This window comes from Pseudomonas sp. A25(2017) (assembly GCF_002001065.1).
Lineage (GTDB): Bacteria > Pseudomonadota > Gammaproteobacteria > Pseudomonadales > Pseudomonadaceae > Aquipseudomonas > Aquipseudomonas kilonensis.
In genome coordinates, this window is the sequence record NZ_MUOA01000074.1 from 41,515 (window position 1) to 65,459 (window position 23,945).

Genomic DNA, 23,945 nt, shown 5'->3' on the forward strand with positions numbered 1-23,945 from the left:
AAGCAGCCCCCAAACCATGCAACTCGGTGTGTCAGGAAAACTGAGTTCACTGCTTTGGGGCTGCTGCGCAGCCCAACGGGGATAAATCCCCTCGCCACATTCATCACCTTCGCGAATGTCTTCTGATTCACCCTTGGCCAATAGCCCCGTGGTTAACAAAAGATAACGCGGCGTCGATTGTCAGACCTTTCGAAAGCCCGATAGGATAGATCAGCTTCCGAAGTGGCTCTAGATTGCAGGTTTCAGGACTATGCTCCAGGACTGGCAACACACCAAGCCATAACAATAATAATGGGGGAAAGGTCTATGAATGAGCCTGTCATGGCTGTGGGCCGCAGCCGGCCGCCGATGCTGCGCAGAGTTGCGTTGCTGGCTTCGGCGCTCTCGCTGCTGGGCTCTGCGGTATTGTCGGCACCGGTGATGGCTGTTGCGGCGTCGACGTCCGATGTCATCTATTCCGTCGAGTCGGCCAAGGCCAGCAAAACCCTGATGCTCGATGTGGTCCACGCCGGCCAGCGCCTGGTGGCGGTCGGTGACCGTGGGCACATTGTCTATTCCGACGACCAGGGCACGTCCTGGACCCAGGCCAAGGTGCCGACTCGCCAACTGCTCACCGCGGTATTTTTCGTCGATGACAAACACGGCTGGGCCGTGGGGCACGACGCGCAGATCCTCGCCAGCGATGACGGTGGCAGCACCTGGACCAAGCAATTCGAAGACCTCACCCGTGAAGCGCCGCTGTTGGATGTCTGGTTCAAGGACGCCAGCAACGGTTTCGCCGTGGGTGCCTACGGCGCACTGCTGGAAACCACCGACGGCGGCAAGCACTGGGAAGACGCCAGCGACCGCCTCGAAAACGAAGACCAGTTCCACCTCAATGCGATAGCCGCCGTGAAAGACGCCGGGCTGTTCATTGTCGGTGAGGCCGGCAGCATGTTCCGCTCCGCCGACGGGGGCCAGACCTGGGAAAAAGTCGAAGGCCCGTACGAAGGCTCGCTGTTCGGGGTCATCGGCACCGCCCAGCCGTCGACGCTGCTGGCCTACGGCTTGCGCGGCAACCTGTATCGTTCCACTGACTTCGGCGGCACGTGGGAGCAGGTCGAGCTCAAGGCCGCACGCGGTGCCCTGGAGTTCGGCCTGTCAGGCGCCACGCTGCTGGCGGACGGTTCCATCGTGATTGTCGGCAACGGCGGCAGCGTGGTGCGCAGTACCGACGACGGCGAGACCTTCAGCGTGTTCAACCGCCCGGACCGGATTTCCGTGGCAGCCGTCACGGCGGCAGGCAACGGCAACCTGATCCTGGCGGGGCAAGGCGGCGTGCGTGCCACCACGTCCACCGGCGCCGAACTGAGCAAATGAGTCAGTCCTGCAAGACGGGCACAAAAACAAGAAGGCGGAACCCATGAGCAGTCATCACCAAGACAAGGCGACGTTCCTCGAGCGCCTGATTTTCAACAACCGCCCGGCAGTGATCATCATTTGCCTGTTGGTCAGCGTTTTCCTGTTCTGGCAGGCCACGCTGATCCGGCCCTCCACCAGTTTCGAAAAAATGATCCCCCTCGAGCACCCCTTCATCCAGAAGATGCTCGAGCACCGCAACGACCTGGCGAACCTGGGCAACACGGTGCGCATTTCCGTGGAAGCCACCAACGGCGACATCTTCTCCAAGGAATACATGGAGACCCTGCGCCAGATCCACGACGAGGTCTTCTACATCTCCGGCGTCGACCGGTCCGGGCTCAAGTCGTTGTGGAGCCCCAGCGTGCGCTGGACCGAAGTGACGGAGGAGGGCTTCGCCGGTGGTGAGGTGATCCCCCAGAGCTACAACGGTTCGGCCGACAGCCTCGACCTGCTGCGCAACAACGTGCTCAAGTCCGGCCAGGTCGGGCGCCTGGTGGCCAACGACTTCAAGTCGAGCATCATCGACATCCCGCTGCTGGAGTCTTATCCCGACCCGCAGGACCAGGGCAAGTTGCTCGCCCTGGATTACCAGAAGTTCTCCCACGAGCTTGAAGACAAGATCCGCAACAAGTTCGAAGCCCAGAACCCCAACGTGCAGATCCACATCGTCGGTTTCGCCAAGAAGGTCGGCGACCTGATCGACGGCCTGATCATGGTGGTGCTGTTCTTCGGCGTGGCCTTCGTCATCACCCTGGTCCTGCTGTACTGGTTCACCAACTGCATGCGCAGCACCGTGGCGGTGTTGACCACCACCCTGGTGGCCGTGGTCTGGCAACTGGGGTTGATGCATGCGGCCGGTTTCGGCCTGGATCCGTACTCGATGCTGGTGCCGTTCCTGATCTTCGCCATTGGCATTTCCCATGGGGTGCAGAAAATCAACGGCATCGCCTTGCAGTCCAGCGAGGCGGACAATGCCCTGACGGCGGCACGGCGTACCTTCCGGCAGCTGTTCCTGCCGGGGATGATCGCGATCCTGGCGGACGCCGTGGGCTTCATCACCTTGCTGATCATCGACATCGGCGTGATCCGCGAACTGGCCATCGGCGCCTCCATCGGCGTGGCGGTGATCGTGTTCACCAACCTGATCCTGCTGCCGGTGGCGATCTCCTACGCCGGCATCAGCAAGCGTGCGGTCGAGCGCAGCAAGAAAGACGCGACCCGCGAACATCCGTTCTGGCGCCTGCTGTCGAACTTCGCCAGCGCCAAGGTCGCGCCGGTGTCCATTGCCCTGGCGGTGGTCGCCTTTGGCGGTGGCCTCTGGTACAGCCAGAACCTGAAGATCGGTGACCTGGACCAGGGCGCGCCGGAATTGCGTCCGGACTCGCGCTACAACCAGGACAACAATTTCATCATCAGCAATTATTCCACCAGCTCCGATGTACTTGTGGTGATGGTCAAGACCAAGACCGAAGGTTGCTCGCGCTATGAAGCCATGGCCCCCATCGACGAGCTGATGTGGAAGATGCAGAACACCGAGGGGGTGCAGTCGGCGATTTCCCTGGTGACTGTGTCCAAGCAAATGATCAAGGGCATGAACGAGGGCAACCTGAAATGGGAGACCCTGTCGCGCAACCCTGACGTGCTGAACAACTCCATTGCCCGGGCCGATGGCCTGTACAACAACAGTTGCTCCCTGGCGCCGGTGCTGGTGTTCCTCAACGACCACAAGGCCGAGACCCTGGACCGCGCGGTGAAGGCGGTGCAGGACTTTGCCAAGGAAAACAACCGCGATGGCCTGGAATTCATCCTTGCCGCCGGTAACGCCGGCATCGAGGCGGCCACCAATGAAGTGATCAAGGAATCGGAGCTGACCATCCTGGTCCTGGTGTACATCTGCGTGGCGACCATGTGCATGATCACCTTCCGTTCCTGGGCGGCGACGCTGTGCATCGTGCTGCCGCTGGTGCTGACCTCGGTGCTGGGCAACGCCCTGATGGCGTTCATGGGCATTGGCGTGAAGGTCGCGACCTTGCCAGTCGTGGCCCTGGGTGTGGGCATCGGCGTGGACTACGGCATCTACATCTACAGCCGCCTGGAAAGTTTCCTGCGGGCCGGGTTGCCGTTGCAGGAGGCTTACTACCAGACACTGAAATCCACCGGCAAGGCGGTGCTGTTCACCGGTTTGTGCCTGGCGATCGGCGTGTGCACCTGGATCTTCTCGGCCATCAAGTTCCAGGCGGACATGGGGTTGATGCTGACGTTCATGTTGCTGTGGAACATGTTCGGCGCGTTGTGGCTGTTGCCGGCGCTGGCGCGGTTCCTGATCAAGCCTGAGAAACTGGCGGGGCAGAAGGGCAATTCATTGTTTGCTCATTGATCGACGATAGAACCTGCCCAATGTGGGAGCGAGCTTGCTCGCGATAGCGGTGTGACAGTCAATGACGGTGTTGAATGTCAGTGCGTAATCGCGAGCAAGCTCGCTCCCACAGGTTTTTCTGGTGCTCAGACGCTGATCATTCCTCGCCACAATGAATGACCCCGCCTTGGGTGAGCGGCATCACAACCCTTACGCTTGCGTTGTCATCAGGTCGCCAACGGCAAGAACTTGCTCTGCGCCATGAGCTTGCCGATGTTCCCTCGATGCACATTCACCACCGCGTAGGGGCTATCCGCCTTGGCGAGCAGCGAGTGATAGTCTTCCCGGCGTTGTGCCTTGGTTTTCAGGTGGGCGACGCTGTAGTCGGCTTTCGGCGTATCGATTTTTTCGTAGTGAAAATGCGCGTACCAGAGGGGGAAGCCGTCACGGTTGTTGATGGCATATTCCTGGAGGAAGTCCTTGCGGGCGCCTTTCAACGCTTTGCGCTCACCCAGTCGCGCGACTTGTATCAGGTTCTGTTCGAACAGGTACTGGAGGTTGCCGTCGGTGGGCGGCAGGTGCAGGCTCAATTCGACACGCAGGGCGCTGCCCCTGGACGTCAGTCTGGAAATGGCCTCGGTCAACTGCCTGCCCAGCGCTTGATCGGCCGGCGTGCGTGGCGTTTGTGAGGCTGAGAAGGCCCTGTCGAGTTCTTCAGAAAGCGTACGGAAGCGACTGGCCTCATTGTTCATGATCTCTTCGATTTCCTGAGGATGACGGCAACGCTTTTTATAGCTTTCAGCGCGGCGAAGACGTTCTTCCAGCTCCTCCAGCAGTGTTCGCGCATCGCCCTTGATCGCGTTGACCGATCGGGTCCTGGGGGCTCGAGCCGGTCGGCGTACGTCGACAACGTCCCAGACGTCGTCGTGACGCGAATAGGTGGACAGCACCTGATCGTCGACTTGGGAGCGCAACTCGACGACTTCAATCGGCAAGGAGGTGCCGGCAGGTTTCAGGTCACCAATCAGAACGCCACTCCTTCGGGTCTTGATCACCTTTTTCTGAGGGCTTCCGGAAGGTGCTTTGGGACGTTTGGGCGCGCGCTTGCGCGGTGTCGGTTCGGGTTTGACTTCTGCCGCCAGTTTGCCGGACGCATCCTGGTACAGGCTGTCAAGCAGCGTGGTCAGCTTCTCGAAATAGGCGTCGTTGATATCGTCGGCATAAAGGGTTTTCATGCCCTGCAAGGCGTCGAGGGCTTCGCCATAATGCTCGGTCAGGCTGGTCAGTACCTCAAGCTGCTCAGAGGCGCTCAGGTCGTACAGTTGCAGGTCGGCGTGGGAGCGTACTTGCTCGGCCAATGGCTTGACAATGCGATACAGGCTATCGGGCAAGTCGGTTTCCGGGTGTTTGATGGCCAGTATCGGCAGGGCGGCCAACTGCAGGGCCTTGGTGCCTATGACATTCCTTTCATTCTGCGGACGGCCGCGGGTCAGGCGGTCGAACGCTTGGGCCCCCACCGAATCCAGGTTCAATAGCTTCTCCAGGTACTCATCCTTGAGTTGCAGCCAATGGATGGCGCGATCATTGATGTCGCTCATGGCTTCGAGGAACACCACGTAGCGCTGCATGTCGCGAGCCACGTCTTCTTCCACAAACGTTCCGAAAAACTGCGGGTGAGCGGTATTGAGGGCCCGTTGATCCATTTCCACCATCAGGAAGGCCTTGCGGGCATTGTTGACGACATTCTCCATCAGCCCGCGGACGCTTGCGGAAGGCAAACCAATGCCCAGCCTTGCGCGTTCGGGCGCACTGTCCAGCAGTTTCAAATAGATGTCGGTCTGCTCGTTGAGCAGGTCATAAAACACCTTTCGTTTGGGTGCGCGCTGCTCCTCGGTATAAGCGCTTGCTTCTTCGAGCCTCGTCATCACTTGCTGGGCGATGTCCAGGGCTTTTCCCCGTCCGGACTCCTGGGAGAGGTATTCCGTTAACTCACCGGTCAAATCGGCGGCTCTTTGGGCATTGAGACGACGCTGGTCCGCCACGCGTTTGGGGGGAGAGCCTCCCAGCAGGCGTAAACGCAGGTCCATAGACCAGTTACCGTCAATGTCTGATTGCAGCGCAGGACCCGTTCGTGCGGGGTCGAGCGGATCGACAATCGTGGTGCTGCCGTCCGGATCCGGGCTGACCTGATACAGGCTGTCTTGCATGAATACGTGCCATTTGTTGCCGATCACGTACAAGCCCTTGAAAGGACCATATTGAATCGGCTCAGGCAGTGACGCAGGGCGCAGTACCTGCATGCGCCTTATGCGGGTGCGTTGCTCTGGCGTCAAATTGAAACGGGGAGTGGAGTACCTGAGATCGAGGGTCCTGCTGGCGACTTCGGATTGTTCGCCAGGCAAGGCAACGGACCCTTCCAAGATTCTCGGCGAGGCGGGTGCGGGCCACTGCTGCTCGACAACACGCGGTGCGGGGGAGCGCATCGCTTGTTCCTTGACCGATGTGGGCACGGATGCACGAGAGGGCGCACGGGCGGAGGGAAATTGGCTCACCAGCATGGCAAGGTTGACCAGCAAGTCGACGGCGGCGAGTTCCCGTGTCGTCGGATCTTCACTGCTCAGGGCCGGGATATCATGACTGGCGCTGGCCATCAGGCTCCATAGCCAGGCGACGGTCATGGCCGGGCCACGCAGCAACGGAAACAGCAGCGTATTGAACAGCAGGCTGCCGCCCTGGAGAAACACCGCCCAGCGGCTTTCGCTGTTGGAAACTGAATGGCGGTCGGCCTGGGTGACCAGCGCTTGGGCGTTGCAGCCATAGAGGTACTGCATCAGTTCGCCTTTGTGCAGGTATTGCAGCAGTTCGTCGTTGGCGCCATGGGTGGCGAGTGTCGCCGGAGCGGGTTTTTCGGGACGATTGAATTCGTCACCCTGGAAAAAACGCACAATGTGTGGCTCCGCGAAACCACCATTGGCATACACCGGGCGTGCGCTGTCGGACATCCAGGTCAGGATGCTGTCTTGCAAATCCCCTTTGGCGGCGACGGCCTGCAACAGGGCCTGGCGCGTCGGGAACGCCAGCAGCGACGGCGCGTACAGGGGGCGATACAAAAGGTGTGGACCCGTTTCGACGTCCTGTGCCTCGACGATGAACATGTTGGTCACGATGTCGGGCCGGGCCAGGGGCTTGCGCAGGAAGGCCAGGTGTCGAATGACCACGGGGCGGCCGTCAACCTGCCGACCAGCCGTGTCGGGTTGCAGCAGGGCCTCAATGAGACGCAGCCCTTGGCGGGTCATGCCGTTTTCGTCGTTGAGCGTTTGCTGCAGTGCCTCAAGCGGCAACTGCGCCGGGAGCTGTTCGGCAAACATTCGCTGGTATTCCTGCGCTTGAGGCGAGTCGCTCAACAGTTCCTGTTGCAGATAACGCGGATAGGTCATGCCGATGTCCGCCTGTTCGATCAGCCCGTCCTTGCGGGTAATGAAGTCCGGCGTTAACCAGGCAGGCAACGCCAGGCCCAGGCGATGGCTGAGTGTCAGGTGCCCACTGGGGCGTGCAACGAGATTGTCGATGGCCAGCTGAGTCAGGCTCATCGTTCTTTTCTCACTGATGCCGACGGTCCCCGGATACCCCGCGGAGACGGTGAAAACCAGCGTCACATCGTCGGGTTGGAACTGGCTGGGGGGAGCCTTGGCCGGGCTGCTGTCATTGGTTTTGCTCATCAGCGTGAGTAAAGCGTCAGCCGTAAAAGTCTTGAGGTCACTGAGAGAGGTTCGCCCTTGATCGCGTTTCTTGGCACTGGCCAGCGCCAGGCTGTAGCGCTGGAACCTTGTTTGATCGGCCAGGGACGCCTGTTTCAACCATTCGGGCAGTAGCGGCTCGAGTCGTGTCGATGTTTCAGGCGTGAGGCCTGGCGCGTCGCGCAGAGAGCGGGCCGGGTCGCTTAACTCGTTGTAGAGCGTCTTGAGGTTTTGCAGGCCAATTCGGGAGGGCAATTGCACCGCCTTCAGGTCGGCCAATTGCTGCTCCAATATCAGGGCGGCCTGGGTGTCGAAGGCATTGCCGCCGATCTCGTAGCGTTGGCAGGTGACGGTGTCGACAATGTAGCGGCTGGCGATCCGTTCGCCCCAATGGCGATTGAAGGCGTCCATCGATGCGAAGGACTGCACGGCGCTGCCGGGGCTGCAAAGCAGAATGATGAGCCCGTAGCGTGTGTAATGAAGCAGGAGGATCTCGTTGCTGGGCAGTACGGTGCTGGAGGTGCCCTGGGTGACGGTACTTTCCAGGCTGTAGGCGTAGACGGGGGGCGTATTGCGGCTGAAGCGTTGCTCACGGTCCGGCCAGCGGACGATCTGCTCCAGGGTCTCGCGTGCTGGTTCCGTGAGGCCTGGCTGTTGCAGCCCACGGATATGCAGCAGGTTTTTGAGGGTGTCGCTGAGCCATTGCCAGCGGCTGGTACGGGTGTCGGTTTGGGCGTGGGTGCTGATGTCGGTGTTCCAATAGCGGGTCAGCGCATCCTCCAGCCCGATCGGTAGGGTCCAGGGCAGTTCAAGCAACAGCTTTTTGATGACCTGCATGTCCAGCTTTTCATCGCCTGACCAAAGGCGGTGTGGAATCGAGTCGGAAAGATAACAGTCAAGATGACCCCGTGAACTGAAATCCACGGGTGTGTCGAGGGCCAGGTAGTCAAGCACGAGGGGCATGAAGGGTTGGAAGTTCCAGGCGTGAACGGCTGCATTCGGCGTTGCCAATTGGGTCTTGGAGAGGTCGATGGTCAGCGAGGGGTATTTTGCCGTGATGGCTTGTTCAAGCATTTGTTGCGCGACCTGCTCGAAGGTCGGGCGGCTGGCGAATTGCTGGCTGACGTTTTGTGCCAACTCGGAGGGGGTGTCGGCCGGTGTGGGCGAGGTCATAAGAAGTCCTTTTCCTGAACTCATGGCCGTCGGGATGACGGCGAGAGTCAAGTGTCGGGATTTCCTTGCTCTGCGGGCGGTATATAGATACCACCCGTTGGGCCTGCGTTATGTCAGGCCTGGTCGGGATCGCTGCCCAGCACCACATTCAGCGCGCTGCGGGCATCGTCCAGTTGCACCAGCGTGGCATGGCGGGCACCGAGGGCGTCGCGGTTCTCGATGGCGGTGAGGATCGCCTTGTGGCGTGGCATCGCCAGCTCATGCAGGTTGGGCCGCTGGTTGGAATGCTTGAGCGCCTCGGCGATGGCCACCGACAACATGTTGCAGAGGTTGGCGAGCAGGTCGTTGTGGGTGGCGTCGGCGATGCGGCTGTGGAAGTCCAGGTCCGGTTGCAGCACGGCCTCGGGGGTCGGTGCCGCTTCCATGCGTTGGTAGGCCTCGCGGATGGACGCGATGTCGGCCTCGTTGGCGAACTGTGCGGCGAGGGCGGCGGCGGCCGGCTCGATGATGCTGCGCACGCTGGTCAGCAGGTTGAAGAACTCATTCTGCGGGCTGCTCTGCATCAGCCAATGCAGCACATCCGGATCGAGCATGTGCCATTCCCGCCGGGCCTTGACCACCGTGCCCACGCGCGGGCGCGAATACACCAGGCCCTTGGCGACCAGCACCCGGGTGGCTTCGCGCAGCACTGGGCGGCTGACCGCGTACTCTTCGCACAACAGGGCTTCGGCGGGCAGTTTATCGTCCGGTTTGAAGCGCCCGGAAACGATCTGCATGCCCAGTTCCTGGACGATGCGCGCGTGCATGCTTTTGCGGTCGGAAGGTTTACGGTAATCCATGGGACGCGGCGCGATCCTGTGCGAGGGGAGTGCTGCGCATGATAGCAGGCGCGGCGATGGCGGGTCGCTAGTGCGATTTTTGATTTAGATACAGACCCATTGTGGGAGATACAGACCCATTGTGGGAGTGAGCTTTTTGTGGGAGCTGAGCTTGCTCGCGATGAGGTCCTTCCAGTCAACATCTCTGTTGTCTGTTACACCGCTATCGCGAGCAAGCTCAGCTCCCACAAAAGCTTGCATCCCACAGGGGGATGCCACAGGGGATGGGTGGATCAGTGGGAGTGGCGTGGCACCTCGGCGCCGCGGCAGCCGACCAGGAAGTCGAAGTCGCAGCCCTGGTCCGCTTGCAGCACGTGCTCGATGTACAACTGGCGATAACCGCCCACCAACAGGTTCTGCGGTGGCGGCAGGTCGGCCAGGCGCGCGGCGAGTTCGGCGTCCGGGATGTCCAGGTGCAGGCGGCCGCTGGCGCAATCGAGTTCGATCCAGTCGCCTTCCTTCACCGCCGCCAGGGGGCCGCCGGCGGCGGCTTCCGGTGCCACGTGCAGGACCACCGTGCCGTAGGCGGTGCCGCTCATGCGTGCATCGGAAATCCGCACCATGTCCGTCACGCCCTGGGCCAGCAGCTTGGCGGGCAAGCCCATGTTGCCGACTTCGGCCATGCCCGGATAACCCTTCGGCCCGCAGTTTTTCATCACCAGGATCGAGTTGGCGTCGACGTCCAGTTCCGGGTCGTTGATCCGTGCCTTGTACTCGTCGAAGTTCTCGAACACCACCGCGCGACCGCGATGCTGCATCAGTTCGGCGGTGGCGGCGGACGGCTTGAGCACCGCGCCCAGTGGCGCCAGGTTGCCGCGCAGCACGCAGATACCGCCGTCGGCGCGGATCGGGTTGTCCAGGGTGCGAATGACTTCGTCCTGGCCGTAGATCGGCGCGTCCTTGGTGTTTTCGCCGAGGCTCTTGCCGTTGACGGTCAAGGCGTTCGGATGGGGAATCAGGTTGGCTTCGCCGAGACGCCGCAGCACGGCAGGCAGGCCGCCGGCGTAGTAGAACTCTTCCATCAAGAAGCGTCCGGATGGCTGCAGGTCGACGATGGTCGGCATGCCGCGCCCGATGCGGGTCCAGTCGTCCAGGTCCAGTTGCACGCCGATGCGCCCGGCAATGGCCTTGAGGTGGATCACCGCGTTGGTCGAACCGCCGATGGCCGCATTGACGCGGATGGCGTTTTCGAACGCTTCCTTGGTAAGGATCTTCGACAGTTTCAGGTCTTCACGGACCATTTCCACGGCGCGCATGCCGGACATGTGGGCCAGCACATAGCGCCGCGCGTCCACGGCCGGAATCGCCGCGTTGTGCGGCAGGGAGGTGCCGAGGGCTTCGGCCATGCAGGCCATGGTCGAGGCCGTGCCCATGGTGTTGCAGGTGCCGGCCGAGCGGGACATGCCGCCCTCGGCCGCAAGGAAATCGTCGAGGGTGATGGTGCCGGCCTTGACCTGTTCACTCAATTGCCAGACCACGGTGCCGGAGCCAATGTCCTGGCCTTTGTGCTTGCCGTTGAGCATCGGCCCGCCGGTAACAACGATGGCCGGTACGTCACAACTGGCGGCGCCCATCAGCAGGGCGGGGGTGGTCTTGTCGCAGCCGGTGAGCAGCACTACGCCGTCAATCGGGTTGCCGCGAATCGCCTCTTCCACGTCCATGCTCGCCAGGTTGCGGGTCAGCATGGCGGTGGGGCGCAGGTTCGACTCGCCGTTGGAGAACACCGGGAATTCCACCGGGAAGCCCCCGGCCTCGATCACACCGCGCTTGACGTGTTCGGCGATTTGCCGGAAGTGCGCGTTGCACGGCGTCAGCTCCGACCAGGTGTTGCAGATGCCGATGATCGGCTTGCCGTGGAAGTGATGGTCGGCGATGCCCTGATTTTTCATCCAGCTGCGGTACATGAAGCCGTTTTTGTCGGCGGTGCCAAACCATTGGGCCGAGCGCAGGAAGGGTTTCTTATCAGACATGATCGATTCTCTTATTGTATGACTATATTGTTCTAGCTGAAGGGTAAAATAAGCGCTATTTGTGCGGTTTGGAAGTGTTGTTGGGTAAATAGTATTACTATATAGTCCGATTCAATGGAGGGATTGTCCTGGCGGTCATTCGCGAGAGAAATCCCCCGAGGTTCCATAACAACAACAATCGGAGACCGGTCCCATGAGCCAGGAATTGCGGCTTATACGTCGCATCACGCTGAAACTGATTCCCTTCCTGATCCTGCTGTACCTGATCGCCTACGTGGACCGCTCTGCGGTGGGCTTTGCCAAGTTGCACATGGGTGCCGACCTCGGTATCGGCGACGCCGCCTACGGCCTGGGTGCCGGGCTGTTTTTCATCGGTTACTTCCTGCTGGAGATCCCCAGCAACCTGATGCTGGAGCGCTTCGGTGCCCGGCGCTGGTTCGCCCGGATCATGATCACCTGGGGCGCGATCACCATCGGCATGGCGTTCGTACAAGGCCCGCATAGCTTCTATGTGATGCGCTTTCTGCTGGGCGCGGCCGAAGCCGGGTTCTTCCCGGGCGTGCTGTACTACATCACCCAGTGGTTCCCGGTGCGCCATCGCGGCAAGATCCTGGGCCTGTTCATTCTGTCCCAACCCATCGCGATGATGATCACCGGCCCGGTGTCCGGCGGCTTGCTGGGCATGGACGGGATCCTTGGCCTGCACGGCTGGCAGTGGCTGTTCATCGTCATCGGCCTGCCGGCGGTGCTGTTGACCTGGCCGGTGTTGCGTTACTTGCCGGACGGCCCGCAACAGGTGAAATGGATGGACCAGGCCGAGAAGGACTGGCTGACCGGTGAACTGAAAAAAGACCTGCAGGAATACGGCCAGACCCGCCACGGCAATCCGCTGCATGCCCTCAAGGACAAGCGTGTCTTGCTGCTGGCGCTGTTCTACCTGCCGGTGACCTTGAGCATCTACGGCCTGGGCCTGTGGTTGCCGACGCTGATCAAGCAGTTCGGCGGCAGCGACCTGGTGACTGGTTTCGTGTCGTCGGTGCCGTACATCTTCGGCATCATCGGTTTGCTGATCATTCCCCGCAGCTCCGACCGCTTGAACGACCGCTACGGTCACCTGGCGGTGTTGTACGTGCTGGGCGCCATCGGTCTGTTCCTCAGCGCCTGGTTGTCGGTGCCGGTGTTGCAATTGGCGGCGCTGTGCCTGGTGGCGTTCGCGCTGTTTTCCTGCACGGCGGTGTTCTGGACCTTGCCGGGGCGTTTCTTTGCCGGCGCCAGTGCGGCGGCGGGTATCGCGTTGATCAACTCGGTGGGCAATCTGGGCGGCTACATCGGCCCGTTCGTGATCGGCGCGCTGAAGGAGTACACCGGCAACCTGGCCTCGGGGTTGTATTTCCTGTCCTGTGTGATGGTGTTCGGCCTGGTGTTGACCGGCGTGGTCTATCGCCTGCTGGAGCGCAAGCATGTGTTGCCGGCGGACCAGTTCGCCGCCAGCGCCCGCGGGGCGACGCGTACCTGAACTTATTGCAATTGTGGAAGAGAGCTTTTGTGGCGAGGGAGCTTGCTCCCGCTCGACTGCGTGTAGGAGCTGTCGAGTGCAACGAGGCTGCGATCTTGTTCCAGACAATTGAGTCCTGAGCGAAAGATCAAAAGATCGCAGCCTTCTGCAGCTCCTACACAACAAAAGCCTGCTACGCCTATTCAAGTTTTGCTTACAAGGAGAAAGATATGCGTTTAGTTCAGTTCGAATTGCCAAACGGCGAACGCCGCGTCGGTGTGGTCGAGGGCGATCAGGTGCGCGAAGTGCAGGGCGCTCGCACCGTGCGCGACCTGGCTCTGGCGGCTATCGAAGCGGGCGTGAAGCTTGAGCAACAGGTCAATAGCCTGGGCCTGGGGACGAGCCATGACTACGTCCGGTTGCTCGGTGACCTGCGCATCCTGTCGCCGCTGGACCACCCGGACCCGGCGCACCTGTTGGTCAGCGGCACTGGCCTGACTCACCTGGGCAGTGCCTCGGCCCGGGACAAGATGCACCAGCAGGCCGGTGACGAAGCGGCCATGACCGACACCATGCGCATCTTCAAGTGGGGCGTGGAGGGCGGCAAGCCCCAGGCCGGGCAGGCTGGTGTGCAACCGGAATGGTTCTACAAGGGCGACGGCAGCATTGTGGTCCGCCCGGGCCATCCGTTCCCGCTGCCGCCCTTTGCCGAAGACGCTGGCGAAGAGCCGGAAATCAGCGGCCTGTATGTCATCGGCCACGACGGCAAGCCTTATCGCCTGGGCTTTGCCGTGGGCAACGAGTTTTCCGACCACGTGATGGAGCGCAAGAATTACCTGTACCTGGCCCATTCGAAATTGCGCAGTTGCAGTTTTGGCCCGGAACTTCGCGTGGGTGAACTGCCTCAACATCTGTCCGGGACCAGTCGTATCCTGCGCAACGGCGAAGTGCTGTGGCAGAACGAATTCCTCAGCGGCGAGGCGAACATGTGCCACAGCCTCGAAAACCTGGAATTCCACCATTTCAAGTACAGTCAGTTCCTGCGCCCGGGGGATGTCCACGTTCACTTCTTCGGCACCGCGACCCTGTCGTTCGCCGATGGCATCCGCACGCAGCCGGGGGATGTGTTCGAAATCAGCCAGGCTGAATTCGGCGCGCCGCTGGTCAACGGCATTGCCCCGGTGGACGCGGTGTTCAACCCGGGTACTATCGGCACACTTTAAAGGAGACTTGCGATGAACCAGATCCTTGGCCACAACTACATCGGCGGGGCGCGCAGCGCCGCCGGCCAGACTCGCCTGCAGAGCGTCGACGCCAGCACCGGCGAAGCCTTGCCCCATGACTTCGTCCAGGCCACGGCAGAAGAAGTCGACGCCGCCGCCAAGGCTGCCGCGGCGGCTTATCCCGCCTACCGCAGCCTGAGTGCGGTGCGCCGGGCCGAGTTCCTCGAGGCCATTGCCGATGAGCTGGACGCCTTGGGCGATGCGTTCGTGGCCGTGGTCTGCCGTGAAACCGCGCTGCCGGCGGCACGGATCCAGGGCGAGCGCGGTCGCACCAGCGGCCAGATGCGCCTGTTCGCCAAGGTCCTGCGTCGTGGCGATTTCTACGGTGCGCGCATCGACCGGGCGTTGCCTGAGCGCGCGCCGTTGCCGCGTCCGGACCTGCGTCAGTACCGCATTGGCCTGGGGCCGGTGGCGGTGTTCGGCGCCAGTAACTTCCCCCTGGCATTTTCCACCGCCGGTGGCGACACGGCTTCAGCCCTGGCGGCCGGTTGCCCGGTGGTGTTCAAGGCCCACAGTGGCCACATGGCGACCGCCGAGCACGTGGCCGATGCGATCATCCGCGCGGCTGAAAAGACCGCGATGCCGGCGGGTGTGTTCAACATGATCTACGGTGGTGGCGTTGGCGAATGGCTGGTCAAGCATCCGGCGATCCAGGCCGTGGGCTTCACCGGTTCCCTCAAGGGCGGGCGCGCCCTGTGCGACATGGCCGCCGCACGGCCGCAGCCGATCCCGGTGTTCGCCGAGATGTCGAGCATCAACCCGGTAATCGTCTTGCCCCAAGCGCTGGAGACCCGCGCCGAGAGCGTCGCGCGTGACCTGACCGCCTCGGTGGTGCAGGGTTGCGGTCAGTTCTGTACCAATCCTGGCCTGGTGATCGGCATTCGTTCGGCGCAGTTCACCGCTTTCACCCAGCAGGTGGCCGCGTTGATCGGCGACCAGGCACCCCAGACCATGCTCAACGCCGGCACGCTGCAAAGCTACGGCAACGGCCTGCAGAAGCTGCTGGCTCACCCGGGCATCGAACACCTGGCCGGGCGCGAACAGCAGGGCAACCAGGCCCAGCCGCAGTTGTTCAAGGCCGACGCCAGCCTGCTGATCAACGGTGACGAGGTGCTGCAAGAAGAAGTGTTCGGCCCGACCACGGTGTTTGTCGAAGTCGCGGACCAGGCGCAACTGACCGCCGCGCTGAGCGGCCTGCACGGTCAACTGACGGCAACGATGATCGGCGAGCCGGCGGACTTCGAACGCTTCAGCGAACTGACGCCGCTGCTGGAGCAGAAGGTTGGCCGCATCCTGCTCAACGGTTACCCGACCGGGGTGGAGGTGTGTGATTCGATGGTGCACGGCGGGCCTTACCCGGCGACGTCCGATGCCCGTGGTACGTCGGTGGGCACCCTGGCGATCGATCGCTTCCTGCGTCCGGTGTGCTTCCAGAACTACCCGGACAGCCTGTTGCCCGAGCCGTTGAAGAATGCCAACCCGCTGGGGATCCTGCGGTTGGTGGATGGCGTGCCGGGGCGCGAGGCGCTCTGAGGGTTGCGGTGAGGTTGTTACATTCAAGTTGGATGTGCCGGCCTCTTCGCGAGCAAGCCCGCTCCCACATTGGAATGCGTTCCCATGTGGGAGCGGGCTTGCTCGCGAAGGCGATCTACCAGTCGAAATGGCTTTCGAACCTTATGGCCCAAGGCCCACGCCCACATTGGGTTATCATGATGACTTTCCCAATGAACGACTGATCGCCATGACTGCCGTAACCGACACCCTGCTGCACGCCCTCGAATCCTGCGACATGCTGATTATCGATGGGCTGCACGCGTTCGATTTCTCCCTCGACGAGCAGGACCAGTTGCACGTCGAGTGCATGAACGGCCGCACCCTTGAGCACTGGCGTTTCACGCCGGCGCAGATGCAGGCCGCGACCTTCGATAAAACCCTGAACCACTGGATCATCACCAGCGATTCGGGCGATCACCACTTGGAGTGCGTGGAAGCCACCAGCGGCCACGACGATGAGGACGACGAAGAAGATGAAAATGCGTAGTCTCTGGCCGTTGTTGATGGCCGGCAGCCTGGGCGCCATGGGCGTCCAGGCGGACACTGAAGAACGCCATCAACTGCTGGTGGGCTCCTACACCGCCGGGCAGAGCCAAGGCATCTACCGGTTGCAGTTCGACAGTCGTACCGGCCAGCTCGATGCCAACCCGTTGCAAGTGATCAAGACTGAAAACCCTTCATGGCTGACCCTTACCAAGGACATGAGCCGGCTGTTCGTGGTCAACGAAAACGGACCGGGCCAGAAAGACCCGGTGGGCAAGGTCAGCAGCTACGCCATTGACCCGAAGACCCATGAACTGAGCCTGATCAACCAGGTGCAGTCCCTGGGCAACGAGCCGACCCATTCAAGCTTGAGCCACGATGGTCAGCATTTGTTGGTCAGTAACTATTCCGTCCTGGAAAACCCGGGCGGCACCTTGGTGGTGTTGCCGGTGGGGCCGGACGGCAAGCTGGCGCCGGTGGTCCAGTCGGGTAGCCATCAGCCGAGTCGGGTCAATCCCGAGCGGCAGAAATCCGCTCATGTGCATTCCGCGGTGCCGTCACCGGACGGCAAATACGTGTTCGCCAATGACCTGGGGGCGGACAAGGTGTTTGTCTACCGCTACGACCCCAAGGCCAACCCCGAACTGCCGTTGACCCCTGCCGATCCGCCATTCGTGCAACTGCCGCCGGGCAGCGGGCCGCGCCATCTGTTGTTCAGTGGTGATGGCAGGCACGCCTGGTTGACGATGGAGATGACCGCTCAGGTCGCGGTATTCGATTACCAGGACGGCCGCCTGACGCCGCGCCAGTTGGTCGATCTGGTCGAGGCAAAGCCCCAGCCGGGTAAAGCGGCGGCAGCGTTGCATGCTTCCAGGGATGGCAAGTTCCTCTACGTCAGCAACCGTGGCACCACCAACGAAGTGCTGGTGTTCGCCATCGACCCGGCCGCTGGCACGCTCAAAGAGCTGCAGCGGCGCTCGGTCGAAGGCGATCATCCACGGGAATTCAGCCTCGACCCGAGCGGGAAATTCCTGCTGATTGCCAACCAGAAGAGCAACCAGATCGTGGTGCTCGAGCGCGATCCGAAGACCGGCCTGCTGGGTAAAACCGTGCAGAAAATGCCGATGGATGCGCCCAGCGATTTGAAGTTCATGGTCCGTCAATAGACCGCAGGCCCCGTTTTTCGGGGCCTGCGCCGTTGTATCAACGGGACTGATATTCGCAAGTGATGCAAAGCATTTCAACGCAGGACGCCTCGGCGCGTAAGTTTGCTTCACGGCCCCACCGGGCAAGTCAGCCAACTGAATCCGAGGTCTACCGCCATGAACCTGAATCTCTTCTCCGTGATCGCCGCTTCCGCCATCTCCGCCACGGTGGCATTGCCAGCCAGTGCCAGCATCGAGATCAGCGACAAGAAAAATCGCACCCAGAGCTACACCGAGAAATACCTGCAACAAAGCGCCAACTTCTATGCGGCGTTGGACCACAAGACCCAACACTGAACGATCGCGCAACAACTGAAGCCTGCGATCTTTTCATCTTCACTGAATATCAGGTGAAAGAGAAAAGATCGCAGGCTTCGTCGTTTCCAGAGAAATCCTGCTGTAATATCACTTGGCCATGTGTTTAAATTTGACGCTGACAAATTGACTCCTTTACCGATAAGGATCGACACCATGGCGATGCGTCTGGCAGTGATGCTGCTGTTCCTCTATTCCACCCCGATTGTCTCCGCGGCCCAGCCGGATTCCGGCGAGTTGGAAGTGGCGCGTGAGCGATTGTTGAGCTTGCTGAGTGACTGATCGGCTCAGGCCAGTTATTGATATTTTGTGGGAGCAAGGCTTGCCCGCGATGAAGGTGATGCGGTCCTTCAGAAATCGAGTCGCCTGTATCGCGGGCAAGCCTTGCTCCCACAGAAATCCCCTCGCCACAGGGGTGGGTGCAAATGGTTACTTGGCCATGATCGCCACGAACAGCTCGCCATCCAGAAACCTCTGCAACCAGTCCTGTAGCCGAGGGTAGGGCGCCTGGGCAAACCACTCGCGATCAACGTGGGCGAACTGGCGTATGAAGGGCATCACTGCCACGTCGGCCAGGCTCGGGTGATGCGCCGCCAGGAACGGCCGGGTTTCAAGCAGGGCCTCCAGCTTGCGCAGAAAGCTTTCACCCTCGCTACGGTAATGTTCCTTCGGGCATTCGGGATGGCGTTCGGGGTATTTGTAGCGATTCAAGTGCAGCTTGAACACCTGGTCGTTTTCCTCGATCAACGCCGCCGTCAGCGCCTGGCCTTCGGGGTTGTCCCGTAGCCTCCAGTCTTGCGGATCGTGCCGGGCCAAGGCCCAGTTCATGATCTCCAGGCTTTCATCGATCACCCGGCCATCGACCTGCAGCACCGGCACCGTGCCTTTGCTGGAGAGTGCGAGCATCTCGGTTGGCTTGGCCTTCAGGCTGACTTCGACAATCGCCACCTCGACCGCGCTGTAGCGCAAGGCCATGCGCGCCCGCATCGCATAGGGACAGCGGCGGAAGGAATAGAGCGTGGCGTGGCTCATTTAACCTCCACTGTGCTCAAGCCGTTGCCCTGGCGACGCACCTGGATCTGCACCGGAATCCGCTCGTGCATTTCCTGCACGTGGGAAATCACCGCGACCTTGCGGCCCTGGGCCTGCAAGCCGTCGAGGGCGTCCATCGCCAGTTGCAGCGACTCGGGGTCGAGGCTGCCGAAGCCTTCGTCGATGAACAGCGATTCGATCTTCAGTGTGCTGGACGCCATCGAGGCCAGGCCCAATGCCAGGGCGAGGGAAACCAGGAAGGTTTCGCCGCCGGACAACGAATGCACCGAGCGCAGTTCATCGCCCATTTCCGTGTCCATCACCAGCAGCCCGAGCATGCTGCCGCCGCGCTTGAGCCGGTAGCGGCGTACCAGTTGCCGCAGTTGGGCATTGGCGTGGTGCACCAGCAAGTCGAGGTTGTAGGCCTGGGCCAGCTTGCGGAAGCGGTCGCCGGTGGCCGAACCGATCAGGGCATCGAGGCGTGCCCAGCGCTGGTATTCGGCGTAGGCCTGTTCGATCTGCTGGGCCAGGGCCTGGTTGGCGTTCTGCCGGCGCTGGTCCTCGGCCTGTTCGGCACGCAGTTCGGCGCAGTGCTGTTCGCTGGCGGCGAATTGGCCTTGCAGTTCGGTGAGGGCTTGGGCGAGTTGCTCGGGCGCCAGGTTGCCGTTGTGTTGGGCCTGATGGTTTTGCAGGCGCTGCTCGCGTTCGGTGAGCAGGACGCGGGCCTGCTCGATGGCTTTTTCGCTATTGAGCAAGCGCTGGCGCAACTGGCTGACGTGGTGGTCGTCCAGGCCGAGCAGGGCCTCGAGGGCGGCATCGTCCAGTTCCGGATGGGTGGTGCGCCATTGCGCGATACCGGCGGCCAGCGCCTGGCGTTCGTGGTCCAGGGATTGCGCCTGTTCCTGGCGGGCCTTGAGTTCGGCGGCCAGTTGCACCAGGTCGTTGCGCAATTGCTGCAACTGCTGATTGGCCGTCGCCTCGGCATCCCGCGTCTGTTCCAGGCGCTGGTCGAGTTGTTGCTGCCACTGTTCGGCGCTGGTGTGCTCGCCGAGCAGTTGCGTGAGTTTCTCCTGGCAGGCCTGTTGTTGCTCGCTCAGGGCGCTGAATTGCAGGCGGGCCGCTTCCAGTTGCTGGAGGCGGGTCTGCTGGCGGTCCTGCTCTTTCTCCAGGGTCTGCTGGCGCTGGAGCTGTTCGCCCAGTTCGTCGCGCTGCTGTTCCAGTTGCTCCAGGCGCTGGGCGATCTGCCGGTCCAGTTGCAGGAAGGTTGCGGCGGGCTCGCTGCGCAAGGCCTGTAGGGTGTCAGCGGGTAGCAGGGTGCTGAAGTGGCTCAGCTCCTCGTCCAGGCGCTGGCGGTCGCGGGCCAGCTCCTGCTGCTGGTTGCCCAGGTGCTGTGACGCCTGTTGGCTGGCTGCCTCGGCTTCACGTAGCCGCTGTGCGATGCGCGCGGCGTCTTGCTGCAGGGTCAGCAGGGCGGTTTGCCGTTGTTCGTCCTGGCTGATGCGCAGGTTCAGTTGGCTGTTTTGCTGGGTCAGCCAGGCGTCGCGCTTGTTCGCGTCCTGGGTCAGCAGTTGCGCCGACAACGGGTGGGCTTCAAGGCTGGGCGTCAGGCTCTGTTGCTGGCTGGCAAGCTGTTCCTGCTGCTGTTTGAGTTCCTTGAGCTGGGCGATGACTCCGCTGTATTGCGCCCGCAGGTCGATGACTTTTTCATTGAGCAGGTCGACGGCCTTGCGGGCGTTGGCCTCTTCGGTTTCATCGAAGCGCCCGAGGTTTTCCAGCAGGGCTTCGGGCTGATGATAAGGATGCTCGACGCTGCCGCACACGGGGCAGGGCTGTTCAGCCTGCAACTGTGCGCGCAGTTGCTCGACGCTTTCGCTGCGGGCCAGGCGCTGGCGCTCCAGCAGCTCGCGGGTAACGGTCAGGGTCTGTTCGGCAATGGTCAGTTCGGCCTTGGCTTCGCCGCCTTCACGCACCAGCCGGTCGCGTTCCTGCAACGCTCGTTGCTGGCGTTGTTCAAGCTCGGCGCCACGTTTGTCCAGCTCTTGCTGACTGGCCCACAGCCGGGTCAGGTCTTCGAAGGCGCGCAATTGCTTGCGGTTGTCTTGCAGCAAGGTGCCGAGCAACTGGATCTGTTCGGCCACAGCCTCCGGCTCGGCGCCGGCTTCCTTGTAGAGCACTTCGAGGTCTTGCCGGCGGCTGGCCAGTTCCTCGGCGGCGCGGGTGGCGCCTTGTTCCAGCGTGGCGAGTTCGGCCTGGCCCTGGTTCAGGCGATTGCCGATCAGCATCAGTTGTTGGAGGCGATCGCGATAGGCGTTCCAGGCATCGCTCAGCGGTGCCAGGTGCGTGCTTTGCTCAAGCTCCCCGGCGATGCGCTGCAAGCGCTCGGCCACCAGCTTTTGCTGTTCGAGCAAGGTATCGATGGTGCGCTGGCCTTCGGTGCAGGCCTGTTGCGCCTGTTCCTGGCGCTCGGCGCCCTGGCTGGCGTCCCTGGCGAGGCGGGCCAGGGTGCTTTGCTCTTCAAAGGCCTGGCGCAGCAACGGCGCGCTGTCGCTGCTGTGTTGCCGGGCCGCAGCCAGCGCCAGTTGCGCGGCGCCCAGGCTTTTTTCCAGTTCGGCCTGCTGGTCATGGAGATTGAGCTGCTGCTGGGTAAGCTGCTGGATCTGCGCGGCCAATGGGTCGAGCTGTCGGCTCAGTTCGGCCTGGCGGATGAACTGATGGCGTTGGGGCGCCAGTTGTTCCAGGCGGACCAGTTTCAGGCGTTCGTCGGCCAGGGCGTTCCAATCGGCCTGGGCCTGTTGCAGCTGTTCGGCGGCGCTGGCGTGTTCATCCTGCAACAGGCCCAGGTCGCGCAGCCAGGTGTGCTGCTGCTCCAGTTGCTTGAGTTGCGCCTGTTGGGCCTTGAGTAATTGCTGGGCGTCGTTGAAACGCTGGTCCAGCTCGGCCCGGGCCTCGGGGGCCAGTGGCGTGACACCGGTGGCCTGGTCCTGCAACTGCCGGTGGCTGTCCTTGGCTTGCTTGGCCTTGTCGAAGGCGCGGCGGCCGAGGCGGGTATACAGGGCAGTGTCGGTGAGTTTTTCCAACAGTTCGCTGCGATCGTTGTCATCGGCCTTGAGGAACGCGCTGAACTCGCTCTGGGCCAGCAGCACGGCACGGGTGAACTGTTCGAAGTTCAGGCCCAGGGCCGCTTCGAGCTGGGTCTTGTATTCGCCTTTCTGGCTCGCCAGCAGTTGATCGTTGTCCAGGTCCCGCAGGCTCTGGCGGCTGGCTTGCAACTTGCCGCCGGCCTTTTCCCTGGCGCGATTGGCTTCCCAACGGGCCCGATAGCGGCGTCCGTCGATGCCGCGAAAATCCACTTCGGCATAACCGTCGCCGGTGCCACGGCGCAACAACGTGCGCGGATCGCCCGTGGCAATCTCGCCATCGACGTCCGGCACCTTGGCGTCGCGTCCGGTGTTATTGAGGCGCGGCACGGCGCCAAACAGCGCCAGGCACAAGGCGTCGAGCAACGTGCTCTTGCCGGCGCCGGTGGGGCCGGTAATGGCGAACAGCCCGGCGCTGGCCAAGGGTTCGGCGGTGAAATCGATTTCGAAAGGTCCGGCCAGGGACGCCAGGTTCTTGAGGCGGATCGCGAGGATCTTCATGGCTGCTCGCTCTCCATCTGCACGTCTTGCAACAGCACGGCAAAGTCCTTGAGGGTCTGTTCGTCCACTTCGTTGCCGTAGGTGTCCTGCCAGGCGCGGCTGAACAACTCCTGCGGGCTGAGTTGATCCAGCTCCACCAGCGCGCTGCCGTCATCGGCACTGCCGGCGCCCCCGTTGCCGGCGTACTCGGCGCCGATCCGCACCAGGCGTACGGCCTTGCCTTGCAGTGCGGTTTCAACCTGGTGACGCAGGTCGGGCTGCGGTTCGTCGAGGCGCACCCGTACTTCCAGCCAGGGTTGGCGCTGGACATCGGCCAACAGGTCGATGTCGGGCAGTTCCTTGAGTTGCCCCAGGAGATCGGCCAGTGGCGCCGGGCCCAGGCGTTGCAGGTTGACGGCCCGTGGGATCAGGCGCGGCTCGACCTTGACCAGGGCCTCGCCGTCCAGGGTGATGTCGAGGATCTGATGCTGATAGCCGATCTCCGAAAATGACAGCGGGATCGGCGAGCCGCTGTAGCGGATACGCTCTTCACCGTTGACCTTCTGCGGCTTGTGCAAATGGCCGAGGGCGACATAGCTGATGCTCGGGCCGAACAGGCTGGCGGGCAGGGCCTCGGCGTTGCCGATGATCAGGCTGCGTTCGGAATCCTCGGACACCGAACCGCCGGCCATGTGCGCATGACTGATGGCGATCAGCGCCTGGCCTTTCTTGCGCTTGCTGTTGGCCGCGGCGATCAGCCACTCATGCACTTGGCCGATGCCTCGCAGGTAGTCGTCGCCCAGTTGCGCACCGGTGACTTCGGCAGGGCGCAGGAACGGCAGGGCCAGGCACCACGCCTTGACCTTGCCTTTGGCATCGGGCAACGGCAACAGCAGGCGCTCGACATCCAGTTGGCCGTCGTCCAGCCACAGCACCCGGCCCAGGGCATGGGTGCGCAGGCGTCGCATCAGCGGCGCAGGCAGTTCGATACGCGAGCCGGAGTCGTGGTTGCCGGCGATCATCACGATGGTCAGGTTGGCGTTTTGTTCATGGGCGCTGACGATGAAATCGTACAGCCGCTCCTGGGCTTTGACCGGCGGGTTGACGGTGTCGAAGATGTCGCCGGCGATCAGCAGCACGTCGGGCTTTTCGTGGGTCAGTTGACGCAGCAGCCAGTCGAGGAAACAGGCGTGTTCGAAATCGCGTTCCTGGCCGTGCAGGTTTTGCCCCAGGTGCCAGTCGGAGGTGTGAAACAGACGCAAGGCAAACTCCAGAAAACAGATGATGGCCGCGGTGAAGAGAAGGGCGGCTAAAAGAGGGAGAGTTTACTGGGAAACCGGGGGGAGGACTTGTTCAACTTCGTTGGATCCATGAGCACCGATCCTGTGGCAAGGAGATTTATGTGGGAGCAAGGCTTGCCCGCGATGAAGGCGACTCGATTTCTGA

At 62.1% G+C, this 23,945-nt stretch carries 15 protein-coding genes; 9 read left to right on the forward strand and 6 right to left on the reverse strand.

Annotation, left to right across the window (positions count from 1 at the left end):
* Positions 1-306: 306 nt before the first annotated feature.
* Positions 307-1,359 (forward strand): YCF48-related protein, encoded by a 1,053-nt coding sequence (locus B0E42_RS18765; RefSeq protein WP_033062598.1) that lies wholly within the window; start codon positions 307-309, stop codon positions 1,357-1,359.
* A gap of 43 nt (positions 1,360-1,402) precedes the next feature.
* Positions 1,403-3,778, forward strand: a complete 2,376-nt coding sequence (locus B0E42_RS18770) for an RND family transporter (protein ID WP_053180199.1) — start codon at positions 1,403-1,405, stop codon at positions 3,776-3,778.
* 206 nt (positions 3,779-3,984) lie between these two features.
* Here B0E42_RS18770 and B0E42_RS18775 read toward each other — a convergent pair whose 3' ends face one another.
* From B0E42_RS18775 to B0E42_RS18785, 3 genes are all read right to left on the reverse strand, one after another.
* Entirely contained in the window at positions 3,985-8,667 is a 4,683-nt protein-coding gene (locus B0E42_RS18775) for a dermonecrotic toxin domain-containing protein (protein ID WP_077507014.1), read from the reverse strand.
* A 113-nt stretch (positions 8,668-8,780) separates the two neighbouring features.
* A complete protein-coding gene (locus B0E42_RS18780) occupies positions 8,781-9,506 on the reverse strand; it encodes a FadR/GntR family transcriptional regulator (RefSeq protein WP_018605822.1) in 726 nt (241 codons plus the stop codon).
* Positions 9,507-9,778: 272 nt separating this feature from the next.
* Positions 9,779-11,515, reverse strand: a complete 1,737-nt coding sequence (locus tag B0E42_RS18785) for an IlvD/Edd family dehydratase (protein WP_077507015.1) — start codon at positions 11,513-11,515, stop codon at positions 9,779-9,781.
* Between the two features lie 193 nt (positions 11,516-11,708).
* On the opposite strand from B0E42_RS18785, the gene B0E42_RS18790 reads away from it, so the two are divergent.
* From B0E42_RS18790 to B0E42_RS31525, 7 genes are all read left to right on the forward strand, one after another.
* Complete coding sequence (locus B0E42_RS18790; protein ID WP_046062765.1) at positions 11,709-13,031, forward strand: MFS transporter; 1,323 nt, start codon at positions 11,709-11,711, stop codon at positions 13,029-13,031.
* Positions 13,032-13,240: 209 nt separating this feature from the next.
* Complete coding sequence (gene araD1 / locus B0E42_RS18795; protein WP_077507016.1) at positions 13,241-14,233, forward strand: AraD1 family protein; 993 nt, start codon at positions 13,241-13,243, stop codon at positions 14,231-14,233.
* A gap of 12 nt (positions 14,234-14,245) precedes the next feature.
* On the forward strand, positions 14,246-15,826 hold the full coding sequence (locus B0E42_RS18800; RefSeq protein ID WP_053180189.1) for an aldehyde dehydrogenase (NADP(+)): 1,581 nt from the start codon (positions 14,246-14,248) through the stop codon (positions 15,824-15,826).
* Positions 15,827-16,034: 208 nt separating this feature from the next.
* The gene (locus B0E42_RS18805) at positions 16,035-16,334 is read left to right on the forward strand and encodes a DUF5629 family protein (RefSeq protein ID WP_024617654.1); all 300 of its coding nucleotides are present in this window, start codon (positions 16,035-16,037) and stop codon (positions 16,332-16,334) included.
* Positions 16,321-17,496 carry a lactonase family protein gene (locus tag B0E42_RS18810; RefSeq protein WP_077507018.1) on the forward strand — a complete coding sequence of 392 codons (1,176 nt, stop codon included), beginning with the start codon at positions 16,321-16,323 and terminating at the stop codon, positions 17,494-17,496. Before B0E42_RS18805 ends, B0E42_RS18810 begins: the two co-directional genes overlap by 14 nt.
* A 156-nt stretch (positions 17,497-17,652) precedes the next feature.
* Complete coding sequence (locus B0E42_RS18815) at positions 17,653-17,832, forward strand: hypothetical protein (RefSeq protein ID WP_018611529.1); 180 nt, start codon at positions 17,653-17,655, stop codon at positions 17,830-17,832.
* A 174-nt stretch (positions 17,833-18,006) separates the two neighbouring features.
* Positions 18,007-18,132, forward strand: a complete 126-nt coding sequence (locus B0E42_RS31525; protein ID WP_003180680.1) for a hypothetical protein — start codon at positions 18,007-18,009, stop codon at positions 18,130-18,132.
* Positions 18,133-18,279: 147 nt separating this feature from the next.
* Here the strand turns inward: B0E42_RS31525 and B0E42_RS18820 are convergent, their stop codons facing one another.
* Genes B0E42_RS18820 through B0E42_RS18830 form a run of 3 tightly spaced genes read right to left on the reverse strand, consistent with a single transcriptional unit; the run spans position 18,280 to position 23,761 of the window.
* Positions 18,280-18,882 carry a glutathione S-transferase gene (locus B0E42_RS18820; protein ID WP_077507019.1) on the reverse strand — a complete coding sequence of 201 codons (603 nt, stop codon included), beginning with the start codon at positions 18,880-18,882 and terminating at the stop codon, positions 18,280-18,282.
* Positions 18,879-22,520: an AAA family ATPase gene (locus B0E42_RS18825; protein WP_077507020.1), complete on the reverse strand. Its 3,642-nt coding sequence runs from the start codon at positions 22,518-22,520 to the stop codon at positions 18,879-18,881. Before B0E42_RS18825 ends, B0E42_RS18820 begins: the two co-directional genes overlap by 4 nt.
* On the reverse strand, positions 22,517-23,761 hold the full coding sequence (locus B0E42_RS18830) for an exonuclease SbcCD subunit D C-terminal domain-containing protein (RefSeq protein ID WP_077507021.1): 1,245 nt from the start codon (positions 23,759-23,761) through the stop codon (positions 22,517-22,519). The genes B0E42_RS18825 and B0E42_RS18830 overlap by 4 nt, the downstream gene beginning before the upstream one ends.
* Between the last annotated feature and the right edge of the window lie 184 nt (positions 23,762-23,945).